This window comes from Coleofasciculus sp. FACHB-712, assembly GCF_014695635.1.
Lineage (GTDB): Bacteria > Cyanobacteriota > Cyanobacteriia > Cyanobacteriales > FACHB-T130 > FACHB-T130.
The window spans coordinates 1-12,451 of the sequence record NZ_JACJOQ010000434.1 but is presented as its reverse complement, the minus strand read 5'-3'; the positions used below and the strand labels follow the sequence as shown (position 1 = coordinate 12,451).

The following is a 12,451-nucleotide window of genomic DNA, read 5'->3' as shown; positions in this document are numbered from 1 at the left end:
GGGAATATGAACTGGTAGAATCTCATGACTTAAATGGATTGCTATAGAGTGGTTTGCGCTAACCGTTAACTCTATGTTTGAGCGAACGGGACTTAAATAAAGTTTGCGTGGATTGCTTATAAATGCAGCGAACAAATGCAAAATTTCTATCGAGAGGAGTGTCCCTAGTTCGAGTTTTTCCCTGACTTGTGGCAGAGGTAGCTAGAAAAAATAGGTGGCATTCTATGAATATATACCTCTGTAGAAAAGAGGGGAAAAACAAAAAAGAGAAACAATATGAAACTAACAAATTGGATAAAAATATTACCGGCTTTCCTAGCGATCGCTTTCGTTGTCCCCGCCCAACGAACCCAAGCTCAGACAACGACCGTTGCCGTTCCTCAACCCACACAGACTGTGGTTCCCACACCGACGAAGGCTCCCGATGGAACCCCGACTTATGGTGCGGAATATGCTTATGACCAGTACATGAGATTGGGGTATGCAGCAACGCAAAGAAAGGATTATCCTGCCGCTTTGTCTTACTTCCGGTCAGCACTTGCCGAACGCCCAACTGACCGTTATGCCACACTCGCTTATTGGAATATTACAGACTATTTAAAAGGGCAAGATCCCCCGCCAGCAAGTGCCCCAGCAGCAACAAACTATGACAAATACATGAGAGTTGGCTACGAGGCTTCCAAGAAAGGCGATTATCACACCGCGCTGATTAATTTCCAAAGGGCATTGAAGCAGCGTCCGGGCGATTATTATGCTAGCCAAGCTCTGCGGAACGTCCAGACCTATGTCAATCGCGGTCAGGGATTATCCCGCAGATAAAAGGCTTAATTACAAGGTTTTAAGAAGTCTTTTCCAAGGTTCTAACCGTTAAAACTTGGGGCGGCGTGGCGTCTGGGGGATAAATAAAATCGACTTTTACCAGTCGGCGATCGCCCGGTAGCATCTTTAAGGTTATCAAAGGTTCGCCTTGCTGACCGCGCCGTTGAACTAAATGCACGTAACGAATTTGCGGTAAGCCTCGGTCGTCCGTATATTGGATCTGGACGGTGCCCCGGAAAAAAACTTGCTGAGGCGGTGGTTCTAGAAAGCGCAGTCCTCCTTGCAAGCGATCCTGTTTGATCGGTGTCTGTATTGCCAAGGTTACAGTCTGTCTGTCGTTTGTATCGTTCATCAACGGCAAGGTGAGGCTGTATTGCACTCCATAGTTGCCGTGAGCCATATAAGCGGTATCTGGGTAGCGCACCAACATGGGGGCACTTTGCACTCGTTCGGTGCCGAGAGTGCCGCGAGGAACGGTGCTGAGGCTATAGGAAAACGCTTTTCCTGGTTGGGGAATGCTCAGGTTCACTGCACCTGGTCTTTCTACCAACCTGGCTTTCCACTGGGAACCTTGTGCGACACCAGCAACACGACCGTAGATCAATTGCCCCTTATTGGCTTCAGGAGAGGTCGGAACGCGATCGCGCGGCTGTGCTAAATTACCAGAATTCAGAAGTGTCTGCCATTCTTCCAGCGTCGGTGTACGTTCGCTCTTATTGGGATTTTGACGCGCATACATCGCTAAACTCGCCATATAGACTTTGGCATTGCTCCGCAACCGCATTAATGTTGAGCGACCATTCAGTGGCGGCGTTAGCGTCTTTACAGGAATCGGATGATTCATCAACATCCGGCTTTCCCCCGGCGGAATTGTCAACTGAGGGGGAAAATCAGCTTGACGCTGTTCTCGCAAAATATCATGACTGACGCGATCGCCAGGGCCAGCATACACTGTACCCAAGGGATTCTCAATGTAGGACGCCATTGGCATAAATGGCGCATCTGGTTGACTGAGATAACTGGCAGCTTGCAAGATATCCACCGTGACGGGTTGCTTACCGGGATTATGCACGATGATTCCCAAGTAGAGAGTCCGTAAGTCTTCCGGCGTCGGCGGCTTAGCAATATGATGGGCAAACACATCAAAACGCCCTTGGAAGGGAAAATTTAAATGAGCTGCCGAGGTGCTTTTTTTGCTGGGGGGAAAGGTTGAAAGTAAAATTCCCTCTGTCTGGACTAATTCCGGGCTGTTGCTATTAAAAACTGGCACATCATCCAGTTTGCCCGGTAAAGCGCGGACTTCCTGCGGTTGCACGACCTCAAGTGGTGGTGCAGGGGGTGCAGGTGTCGGGAGCGGATTTGTTTGCGCGAGAAGAAAAAGCGGCAAAAAAGTCAGCATGAAGCGATTTCGGAGTCTCACGGTTAGCACTCACCATTTTCTCCGCTGTCGGATGCGATCGCACCCCTATTCTTCTAACTGAGGCAATTCACGCAGGAAGGAGGGGCTTTCGCAGTCGCTAAATCAGCGATTGGAACCAGAAATCGTCGCCCGTAGGCGTAAGCCTTCCCGAAGGGTATGCGAAAGCCCAGAGAAAATTATGCCCTTATCAATAACATCTCCTCAATTTCTGCAAGAAATTCAAAGGTAATCGTTGTAAATTTATCTGGAAAAAACAGGTTCCATTCGTGGTATCCTTCCTCTACAACTTTTAATTTAGAACCTTTGATTCCTTGTGATAACTCTTGGGCAAATTTTACCGGAGTTAGAACATCGTTTTCTCCCCACAAAATTAAACAAGGGGATTCAACATTTGGTAAAATTGGTCTGATATCTTCTTGTAACGCGATGAATCCCATCTTTATTGTGTTTTCCAGGTTAAATAAGCTGTTATAAAACAAGTTTTTAAAAATAGCACTAACAGGCTGAAGCTTCATTTGCCAAGATTGTGCAGGCATTTCAATTGCCCTTTTCAATACAACTTCCGGTATAGAACCCAGAGGAATCCCTGTACTGTCTACGACGATGAGGCTGCGGACAATCGACGGCATCAAAGCTGCCAATGCTATGGCAATTGCGCCTCCTAGTGAATGTCCAACTACATGAACTTTCTTTAAATTTAACTTTTTTACAAAATTACCGATAATCTTTGCATAGTCATTAGAATTTTGAATTTTTTCAGGTGCGGTTGAGTTCCCTAAACCTGGTAAGACAGGCGCAATTACCTGATAACGCTCAGATAAAATATTTAAGCTTTCTTGATAAGGTTCAACTAATACTCCCCATCCGTGTATAAAAAGTATCGGATCTAAATTTGAGGCAATTCCTCCTTCATAGTAGGAAATACAACAGTTATCCAAATTAACTTGCTTTTCGATGAATTTGCTTTTCACTGAATTGACCTTCAATTTTTTGAGACAGTAATCACTAATTTAGGCATTTGTCAAAAGTGCCTAAATTAGAGGCTGTTACATAAGTTAACAATGTTTACCTAGTTGTCTCGTCTGTCTAAAGTAAGGGCACGGCAATGCCGTGTCCCTACGCCTGGAATCCCTACACCTGGAAATAGGGAAGCGAGGCAAACCCCGCAGCCAATACATCAGGAAATTTTTTAACTAAAGTACAAACCGAATTCCATACAGGACACGCATCAATTCCACTAATGACTTGTCACTTACATTCGCTGAGGTATTTTCTAAAGTTCGCACAGTCAGGACTTGCGGCGGCGTCGCATCTGGTGGGTATATCAAATCGACTTGCACCTGGCGGCGACTTGCCGGTGGCATTTTTAGCGTTAGCAGTGGTTCTATTACCTGACCCGTTTGGTGCCACAAATGCACGTAGCGCGTTAGGGGTTTTCCTTGGTCATCGTTGTAGCGCAACCGTACCGTACCTCGGAAAATTGGAAAATGCGGGGGTTGCTGGAAACGCAATCCTCCTTTTGCTAGCTTGTCTTCCTTTAAAGGCGTTTCTAGCGTCAGGGTGACAGTTTGGGGTTGTTTCGTGGAGTTGATTAAGGGCACGCTGAGGTTGTATTCAACTCCGTAGTTCCCATGTGCTTCGTAAGCGGTATCCGGATAGCGCACCAGCATCTTTGCAGTTTGCACTTGACTTGTACCGAGGGTGCCTAACTTGAGGGAACTGATGGGATAGGAGATAGCGTTACCGGGTTGGGGGATGGTGAGATTTTGGGCATTGGGTTTATCCACCAGTTGCCCTTTCCAGGCAGAACCTTCAGAGACTCCTGCCACGCGACTGTAAATAAATTGCCCGCTGGTTTGCCCTGGAGGAGAGGGGGCTTTATCTCTGGGTCCGGCTAAAGTGCCTGTATCGAGTAAAGTCTGCCATTCTGCTTGGGTTGGTTTCCGTTCGCTGCCATCTGCATTTTTCTTGGCATACATCGCTAAACTGGCTGCATAAACCTTGCCATTACTCTGCAACCGCATTAGTGTAGACCGACCATTGATGGGCTTTTCTAGATCCCGAACCGGAATCGGATGATTCATCAACAAACGGCTTTGTCCCGGTGGTATCACTAGCTGGGCAGGAAAATCAGCTTGTCGCTTGCCTCGCATGACATCGTTGACTGCGCGATCGCCATGACCGGAATATACGTCTCCGCTGGGATTTTCGACATAAGTCGGCAGTTTGATATAGGGCGCATTCTGCATTAGCTGACTTGCCGCTTGCAACACTTCCACTTTGACGGGTTTTGTACCCGGATTATGCAAGATTACGCCCAGATAAAGCGTCTGCAAATCCTTGGGAGTGTGGCTAAAGTGGTGGGCAAATAAATCAAATCTTCCCTGGAAAGGGAAATTAAGATGAGCCGCTGGCACCTTTTTACCATTTGGAGGAAAAGTAGAAAGTAAAATCCCTTCACTTTTCACCCATTCTGGGCTGTTACTGTTAAACATTGGCACTTTATCCAGTTGTCCGGGTAAAGGCATAACTGGCTGAGGTCGCACAATCTCTTGAGGGGCTGGTTTGGGTGGCGGCGGTGGTGTTTGAGCAAGCGGTAAAAGGGGCAAGAATGGCAACATGGGAAGATTAATATTTAAAAACGATAACGACCTTATCCGGAAAAATCATCTGGCTAGACTTCTTGAAAAGTGTGCCCTCAGACTAAATGGGACGACACAAACAAAGCCTGCGTCCGCAAGCTAAATTTACTGTTAGTCAGTGTAGGCGGACTTCGTCCGTGAAGCCACAACTTTACTGAGTCGTCCTTGTACGTTCGCTGAGGATGCCAACCAAAGATTTTCCGGATGGGTGCTAAGACATCAAGGACTTTAAGAAAGTGCCAGGTTCTTCAGAATACATAAAAAATCTGCCATGATTCCCGAAGAGTTTTCCGGAGTTAGGATTGGAACGTGAACGAAGATACAGCGGCTGTTAATTTGGCGTTCTTGTAAGTAGTCTAATACTGAGTAATACAGCCCTTCGCAGACAAATTTACCCGCATCATCGCTGATTTCAGTTGCGACTGAGCCTGTTAATAGTTTTTCTAGATTTACCGATGTTTTTAGCAGTGTGGTTCCACAAGCCGCACAGGATTCTACGCTCAATTGAGTCCGAGACTCTGCCATACCGCAGCAGATAATGGCATCCGGCTGTAATTCGTTAATTTTGGCAAAGACGCGATCGCTTGCTTGAGCAACATCAACGGGTAGCTGTCTTAAAAAACTCAATGATAGCGATAAAGAGTCTAGGTTGCCAACTTCCAGTAATAGATCGTCGGAAGCATTAGAGTTTTGATGGGGAAGCCAGGTAGTAAAAGACGTTAGCAGAATTTTTCGATTCATAAGTAGCTTTGTGGGATGCGTAGATTAGCTTAATCTAACCACTTACCTGCCTGACAGCAACAAATGTTTAGAGAGATGCGTCTTTCCTCTAATAGACGCAAATGTAACAAATGTTGAAATGAGGCTGAGGTAGAAAGTGCGACGATTACTTCTTGTTTTAGGAGTGGTGCTTCTGGCATCAGGCTGTAATTTAGAAAAGGCTGTCCAGACACAGACTGTCAATCTGAATCAAGAAAAAATTACAAAAGAAGAAAAGGTTTTACTTGAGCGGCTGAAGAAAGACAAATTGCTGAAAGCAATCGAGTGCCCATCTAGAGAAGAATTAACTAATTTTGATGAAAACAATTTAACCAAGTCTTTGCTGAGCTGGGTATTCAAGTTAAAAAAAGGTAATCTTGGGGCAAAAAAAATCTGTATCACCCAAGAGGGAGATCCTGTCACAGAATACATAATCGTTGAAAATGATAAAATAAAGATAGTTTTAGATTCTTCCGAAGATAGATTTGGGACAAGGGATGTAGAAGTATATAATCCCATTCAAATTAATCGGGGATACTTTGAGGAAGATGACAGAAAATCAAAAACTTTCAAAATTTCGGAATTACAACTGCCTGAAGGTAAAGAAATATTCATTCAGTATGAATTGCCAAACGGTGAAAAGAGATATTTTTGAAATTTTTAACAAAAGAATGTAAAGTTAAAAGAAGGGAACTAGACACCCAACACAAACAACAAAAGTCAGCAAAGGCGCATATTAATGTCAGTCATTGCAGTCATCGACTACGACATGGGAAATCTGCACTCTGCCTGTAAGGGATTGGAAAAAGCGGGTGCAACCCCTAAAATTACGGATTCACCGGCAGACATTGCACGGGCGGATGCTGTAGTGTTGCCTGGAGTGGGAGCTTTCGATCCAGCAGTGCAACACTTGCGATCGCGCCACCTAGTAGAACCCATCAAAGAAGCGATCGCATCCGGCAAACCTTTCTTAGGGATCTGTCTGGGATTGCAAATTCTATTCGATTCCAGCGAAGAAGGCAAAGAACCCGGTTTAGGCATTATCCCCGGTGTGGTGCGACGATTTCGACCTGAACCTAACTTGACGATTCCCCACATGGGTTGGAATCAACTAGAAATCGCCCAACCGGATGCCCCAATCTGGCGGCAGTTACCGTCTCAGCCTTGGGTTTATTTTGTCCATTCTTACTACGTCGATCCCGTCGATCCTCAAATCCGCGCCGCCACCATCACCCACGGAAGCCAAACGGTGACGGCTGCGATCGCGCGTGATAACTTGATGGCTGTGCAGTTCCACCCGGAAAAATCTTCTACCAGCGGACTGCAAATATTATCCAACTTTGTTGCCCAGGTACGAACCGAAGTTGCCGCATAGTAAAGTTGCCTTAGCGTAGCGGCACGTCTGACCTAATTATGAGCCTCAGAATCTACGGCAATCGCTTACTCAAAACCTTGCCAGGTCAAGAAACCCGACCTACACTAGGGCGAGTGCGGGAAGCAGTATTTAACATTTGGCAGGGCAGCATCAGCGGCTGTCGCTGGTTGGATTTGTGTGCCGGTAGTGGTTCGATGGGCGCAGAGGCATTGTGTCGGGGTGCCAGTTACGTCGTCGGAATTGAACAGTGGAGTCGCGCCTGCGCCATTATCCAGGAAAACTGGCAGCAAGTCGCTCAAGAAGACCAAAAATTTCAAGTGTTGCGGGGGGATGTCGTTCAACGATTGAAAACCCTTGGCGGTCAGCAGTTCGACCGGATATACTTTGACCCGCCCTATGCGAGTGAATTATATCAGCCGGTGCTGGAAGCGATCGCGCAGCATCAACTACTGGCTGAAGGCGGTGAATTCGCAGTGGAACACAGTCCTAACAACTGGACGGTGGAACCCGTTCCCGCACTGGAAATCTGTCGCCAAAAGGTTTACGGCAACACTGCCCTTACCTTCTATTGCCCAGCAAGGATCTGAAAGTTTACAACCATTTAAAAAGGTGGGCCGTGCCCACCTCACTCAGCTGACTCAGGAGGGCGGGAGAACCGCGCCCCTACAGCACTTTTATACTCCTAGTTTGTTGTCGCGCTTTTTCTGCATATAGGCAGCGAAGAATAGTCCCGCGAGGGTGACTAAAATCAAACCAAGCACGATACCAGAAAGCAGGGGTTCTACCACGTCAGTACTCCTTTGTTAACGTTTCTTGCCTGTTTCTCATCCTACAAGCTAGAGCGGAAGAACGGGTGAGCCTGTAGCGACACAATTTCAAGGCATCTCCGATTCCAGTAGCAGGCTGGAGAAAACTACGCTTGCCTCGACTCTCTAGAAAATTTAAGCTATGTATATGAATCGAAATCTTTATCGATACACAACCACACATATCGCTATACTCGTTCATTGCATAGCGATCGCTTGCGCCCCGATCAAAAACTGCCCTTACATCTCACTTTCAAAAACCTTTGGATAACCAGCTACCTAAACCTGAAATCCTGATGCAGCGCCTCAGCTTGATGGCATTGGCTGCTTTCCTGGTCATCCTCTTAGCACTTGTTGGGGTTAACCTGTTTCGCGTCTCCGATCCTTATGTCAAGACAGTTTTGACCCTAACGGGCGACTCCGTGAAGGGACACGCGATTTTTCAAATGAACTGTGCGGGATGTCATGGATTGGAAGCACACGGTCGAGTGGGGCCAAGTCTGGAAGCCATCTCTAAGCGCAAGTCTCGCGTAAGAATCATTCACCAAGTCATCAGTGGGGATACACCACCCATGCCCCAGTTTCAGCCCAGTACCCAAGAAATGGCAGACTTACTGCGTTATTTAGAGGAATTGTAGATGGGAGTGGGCATGGATAATCGCTCATTCATCATCAGCCTAGACCTGACTGAACTGTTGTGCGTAAAATCGGGCATAGCGATCGCCCTTGTGCAGCAATTCTTCATGGGTTCCCGATTCCATAATCTGCCCCTGTTCCACAACCAGAATTCGATCAGCGCGGCGCACTGTGGCAAGGCGGTGGGCGATGATGAAAACAGTCCGGTCTTGCATGATCCGTTCTAGGGCTTCCTGCACCAAGGCTTCTGATTCCGAATCCAGGGCAGAGGTTGCTTCATCCAGGATGAGGATTCGAGGATTCAGCAAAACAGCACGCGCGATCGCAATTCTCTGCTTCTGCCCCCCCGATAAATTTACCCCTCTCTCCCCCACCCAGGTATGATAACCCTGGGTAAATTGGGTAATGAACTGGTGGGCGTTGGCAATCTCTGCCGCCACCTGCACGTCCTTGAGGTCAAACTGCGCTTGTCCAAAAGCAATATTTTGAGCAATCGTCCCAGAAAATAGAATCGTTTCCTGCGGTACAATCCCAATTTGCCGCCGCAGACTTCGCAGCGTCACATCCTGAATATTAATCCCGTCAATCAAAATTTCACCCGCTTGGGTGTCATAAAAGCGGGGAAGAAGATTCACCAAAGTCGTTTTACCCGCACCCGACGCACCCACCAAGGCAATCATCTCTCCGGAGTGTGCCAGCAAATTCAAATTTTGCAGCACCGGAGTTCCTCCTTGCCCCAACTTAGAAAGAGGTTGCACCCTATCTAAGTCATCCTCTGAGAAGGTAGGACTTGGGGAATTTAGTGCAGGATAGGCAAAGGTAACGTTACAGTATTCCACCTTACCCGTGACTGCCGGAAGGTCAACGGCACCCGGCTTCTCCACTACGGTTGGCTGAATCGCCATCAGTTCAAAAATCCGATCGACCGATGCCTGACCCTGTTTAAATTCGTTGTAATTGCTGGTGAGATGGGCAATCGGGTCAATCAGTAACGCCACTGCTGCGATATAGCTAACAAATTCTGCCCCAGTCAGATTATTAATCGAAATTTGCCAGCCACCGAGGAAAAACAGCAGTAAAACGCTCATCGCGTACAAAAATCCAACCACAGGATTCTGAATCGCCTTTAGCCGTTCAGTTGCATACTTCGCTTTCCGGTTTTCTTCAGCTTCCTGGGCAAAACGGGCAATTTCATAATCTTGGGCGGCGAAAGCTTGTACTAGACGAATTCCGCTAAACACCTCTGTCAGCAACGCCGATAAATTAGAGACGCGATTTTGGCTGCGGCGAGAAAACTTCAGCATCTGTTCGCCAAACCAGCCAATTAAAACTCCCATTAGCGGTGCGACGATAAACGTTGCCAATGTCAGCTGCCAGTTGAGATAAATCATGTAGCCCAGTACGACGATTAGCTGCAACACGCAGGGAATAAAGTCATGGAAAACTTTATTGACGACTTCCCCAACTCGGTCAATATCTTCGGTGAGACGGTAAGTTAAATCGCCGGTTTGTGCAGTTTCAAAGTAGCCAAAGTTGAGACGATGTAGGTGAGTATAAACTTGCTTGCGTAAGTTAAAGGCAACGAAAAGGGCGGCTTTCGCCATCAGCGAATCCTGTCCATACATCAGGATTTTCTGCACGAGAAAAACGACTGCCAGCACTCCTGCTAACTGGGCAAGTGCTGCCATATCGCCTTGTCCAATGAAATTGGCGATTTTGCCTGCAAGTGCCGCCTGGATGGGCCAGAATACTGTAACCCCTAATGTGCAAGCGAAAGCTTGCGCGATGGTTTTCCACTGGGGGCGGATGTATGGCAGTAGATGCCAGTAACTAGAGCGCGTTTTCAAACCTTAACGTCCTGTAATAATCGTCTCCTTTGTCTGACGCTACCAGTTTTCGGTTGTTTCTGAGCGATTATTCTTCAGCCTATTTTAGGGATAGGAAGCGATCGCTTCCCCCTTCCGCAAGGAAAATAAGAGCAATCCCGCTTTCTGTCTGCTAGCGGGGAGGGTTTCATTTCAGCTTGTGTGTATCGACGAGGTAGACGAAGTTGCGATCGCTCGATGTCAGCACCAACAATGTCAGCATTCAGACACATTTTTTATACTTTTTCGTTGCCAAACATCCTGTTTTGTGCTTTTTCCATCAAGTCAGAAGCCACAATCAATACAGTTGCCAAAATTTCAAGAATTGCTAACCCTGAAATCGCTAATACTTTCAGGATTCCAAAAACGAATAACCAAATCAATCCAATAATTTTTGATTCAGTTAATACAATTCTCAAAGCGCGTAAAACTATTCTAGCAATCCTAATTTTTTGACTAAGTTTCAGATCCGCAGGTTGCGGATCTTGTGCTAGCAGATATTTCTTGATTTGTCTTACTATCGTATCTACTTCTGCTTCTGTAATTTCTACATTGCAGTATTGGTGTAACCAAGTAATTCCACAAATTCGCCCCAATAGAAAATCATGATCTCGATAACGTTTGTCAAAAAAACCACCAAATGCACCCAGGAAATCTGATGCGAGTAGTTCTGCGGCGCTTCCTTCTTGCAGAGAAGCTTTAATATTTTTGGGTAGATTATCGTAGATGGGTTGCAGCCTGCTTATTCCATTACTTCTAGAATTAGCAATTTCGCCGATAATTGCTGGAGTAATTGGACGCAGCTTTATGTGCCGATAAGGGATTGCTTCTTCGATAATTTTCTCAATCTGGCTGATATCTCCAAAATTTTTATCTTCAATGGCTTCTATTAATTTTTCCTTTGCTAAGGCTAATTGATTTCGTTTTTGAATTTCTCTTAAGCGGAGCGAGTCATGTTCTGATTTGGGAAGAGTTAAACCACTCAATCCAACTTCTAGTGTCGAAAATTCCCCTTGGGTTAGGCGTTTTGCACTATTCAAATTTTCTACGGGAACTGGACGGATATACACGTGCAATCGTTCTGTATTAATTGATGGCTGTTGTGCCGTAAATTCCTCCTGAAACTGACTTGAACGCTCTTTTTTGTGTATTTGATTGGAGCGCAAATCATTTTCTAGTTCAATTCCTTTTAAAATAGGTAGACCATCTAGGATGCCTCCATCCGTATACAGAAATACTAAATGTGTATCATCTGCCTTGCTTTCACGTACAGCGCCTAGCCCTTCTTCCTTCAGTTCTTGTCTTTTGGGTGTTTTAAAGTAGTCATCACTGAGGTCTTTAAGATTGATACTACTAATATCAGAATGATCCCAAATGGGTGGAAAAGCAACCGGAAAAGCGCCGGAAGCGCGCCCCCCCATTACTGCCTTGGCCCACATCTTATTCATTGTTTCTTGAGGAATTCCTGAATGAAAAAGAAATTGACGAGTCTCTGAACTGGTAATCGTTTCAATTTCTTGTTCCAAATGTCCTTGGGCATCGGTGAGATTGATTTGTTCAAGAATTCCTTGCAAGTTGGTAAGCGTCATTAAAAGCGCCAGAGGTTTCGTATTTTCTGTAATCTGGGGAGGCTTGATAACAAGTTCGGCAATTTTTTCAATTGCTTCACCAGAAAGAACGCTGAGATTGGTTTTTTCGCGTTTTGCTTCGGGAGTAGATTTATAAGATTTAGAACGATGAAAAAGCTTATAAAATCCTTTTCTAAGCGGATTAGAACTCTTTTTATATTTCTCTAGGGTTGCTTCAAAGCTATCGGCAAAACTTTCTATCGTCCCTTGAAATCCATCTTTAAAACTAGACAGCATTACCGAAAAGCTATCGATTTTTTGAATATCGGCTTGTTGAACCCAGGCTTGATACAAAGGGCTTTTATGCTCTTCTTCTGAAAATTTGAGTCGTTGATCGAATTTAAAAGGTGGATCTACCTTTCCTTGAAGTAAGCAGTAGGCGGCGATGACACCAGACATTGCCCCTGCTGAAGATCCAGTAATAATATCAATAATCACTTTCGGTTCAGCCTTGACGGATTCTTTCGTCAATTCATAAAAAACTCCTGCCATATAAGCACC

12 protein-coding genes are annotated in these 12,451 nt (G+C 45.8%); 5 read left to right on the top strand and 7 right to left on the bottom strand.

Features of this window, described 5'->3' with window-relative positions:
• The first annotated feature begins 276 nt into the window (after positions 1 to 276).
• Positions 277 to 819, top strand: coding sequence for a hypothetical protein (locus H6F50_RS13465; protein WP_190429082.1), 543 nt, complete (start codon positions 277 to 279; stop codon positions 817 to 819).
• A 19-nt stretch (positions 820 to 838) separates the two neighbouring features.
• On the opposite strand, the gene H6F50_RS13460 is transcribed toward H6F50_RS13465, so the two are convergent.
• The 4 genes from H6F50_RS13460 to H6F50_RS13445 all read right to left on the bottom strand — a co-directional run bounded on the left by H6F50_RS13460 (position 839) and on the right by H6F50_RS13445 (position 5,622).
• Positions 839 to 2,218: a DUF3370 domain-containing protein gene (locus H6F50_RS13460; protein ID WP_190429083.1), complete on the bottom strand. Its 1,380-nt coding sequence runs from the start codon at positions 2,216 to 2,218 to the stop codon at positions 839 to 841.
• A gap of 197 nt (positions 2,219 to 2,415) precedes the next feature.
• Entirely contained in the window at positions 2,416 to 3,210 is a 795-nt protein-coding gene (locus H6F50_RS13455) for an alpha/beta hydrolase (protein ID WP_190429081.1), read from the bottom strand.
• A gap of 222 nt (positions 3,211 to 3,432) precedes the next feature.
• Positions 3,433 to 4,860 (bottom strand): DUF3370 domain-containing protein, encoded by a 1,428-nt coding sequence (locus H6F50_RS13450; protein ID WP_190429080.1) that lies wholly within the window; start codon positions 4,858 to 4,860, stop codon positions 3,433 to 3,435.
• Between the two features lie 249 nt (positions 4,861 to 5,109).
• The gene (locus H6F50_RS13445; RefSeq protein ID WP_190429079.1) at positions 5,110 to 5,622 is read right to left on the bottom strand and encodes a peptidase C15; all 513 of its coding nucleotides are present in this window, start codon (positions 5,620 to 5,622) and stop codon (positions 5,110 to 5,112) included.
• A 136-nt stretch (positions 5,623 to 5,758) separates the two neighbouring features.
• Between H6F50_RS13445 and H6F50_RS27955 the strand changes: the two genes are divergently transcribed.
• The 3 genes from H6F50_RS27955 to rsmD all read left to right on the top strand — a co-directional run bounded on the left by H6F50_RS27955 (position 5,759) and on the right by rsmD (position 7,602).
• The gene (locus H6F50_RS27955) at positions 5,759 to 6,295 is read left to right on the top strand and encodes a DUF4362 domain-containing protein (RefSeq protein WP_190429078.1); all 537 of its coding nucleotides are present in this window, start codon (positions 5,759 to 5,761) and stop codon (positions 6,293 to 6,295) included.
• A gap of 84 nt (positions 6,296 to 6,379) precedes the next feature.
• Positions 6,380 to 7,015: an imidazole glycerol phosphate synthase subunit HisH gene (hisH, locus tag H6F50_RS13435; protein ID WP_190411144.1), complete on the top strand. Its 636-nt coding sequence runs from the start codon at positions 6,380 to 6,382 to the stop codon at positions 7,013 to 7,015.
• A 38-nt stretch (positions 7,016 to 7,053) separates the two neighbouring features.
• Entirely contained in the window at positions 7,054 to 7,602 is a 549-nt protein-coding gene (rsmD, locus tag H6F50_RS13430) for a 16S rRNA (guanine(966)-N(2))-methyltransferase RsmD (protein ID WP_190429077.1), read from the top strand.
• Between the two features lie 87 nt (positions 7,603 to 7,689).
• Here the strand turns inward: rsmD and petG are convergent, their stop codons facing one another.
• Positions 7,690 to 7,803 carry a cytochrome b6-f complex subunit V gene (petG, locus tag H6F50_RS13425; protein WP_190411146.1) on the bottom strand — a complete coding sequence of 38 codons (114 nt, stop codon included), beginning with the start codon at positions 7,801 to 7,803 and terminating at the stop codon, positions 7,690 to 7,692.
• 281 nt (positions 7,804 to 8,084) lie between these two features.
• Between petG and H6F50_RS13420 the strand changes: the two genes are divergently transcribed.
• Positions 8,085 to 8,459 carry a cytochrome c gene (locus H6F50_RS13420; protein WP_190411147.1) on the top strand — a complete coding sequence of 125 codons (375 nt, stop codon included), beginning with the start codon at positions 8,085 to 8,087 and terminating at the stop codon, positions 8,457 to 8,459.
• 39 nt (positions 8,460 to 8,498) lie between these two features.
• Here the strand turns inward: H6F50_RS13420 and H6F50_RS13415 are convergent, their stop codons facing one another.
• Positions 8,499 to 10,304, bottom strand: a complete 1,806-nt coding sequence (locus H6F50_RS13415) for an ABC transporter ATP-binding protein (RefSeq protein WP_190429076.1) — start codon at positions 10,302 to 10,304, stop codon at positions 8,499 to 8,501.
• A 254-nt stretch (positions 10,305 to 10,558) separates the two neighbouring features.
• A partial coding sequence (locus tag H6F50_RS13410) for a patatin-like phospholipase family protein (RefSeq protein ID WP_190429075.1) occupies positions 10,559 to 12,451 on the bottom strand: 1,893 nt, incomplete at its 5' end.

Excerpts from the sequence above, each read along its gene's own strand:
- hisH (WP_190411144.1), top strand. The coding sequence starts at position 6,380 with ATGTCAGTCATTGCAGTCATCGACTACGACATGGGAAATCTGCACTCT.
- H6F50_RS13445 (WP_190429079.1), bottom strand. The coding sequence starts at position 5,622 with ATGAATCGAAAAATTCTGCTAACGTCTTTTACTACCTGGCTTCCCCAT.
- H6F50_RS13450 (WP_190429080.1), bottom strand. The coding sequence starts at position 4,860 with ATGTTGCCATTCTTGCCCCTTTTACCGCTTGCTCAAACACCACCGCCG.
- H6F50_RS13460 (WP_190429083.1), bottom strand. The coding sequence starts at position 2,218 with ATGCTGACTTTTTTGCCGCTTTTTCTTCTCGCGCAAACAAATCCGCTC.
- rsmD (WP_190429077.1), top strand. The coding sequence starts at position 7,054 with ATGAGCCTCAGAATCTACGGCAATCGCTTACTCAAAACCTTGCCAGGT.
- H6F50_RS13465 (WP_190429082.1), top strand. The coding sequence starts at position 277 with ATGAAACTAACAAATTGGATAAAAATATTACCGGCTTTCCTAGCGATC.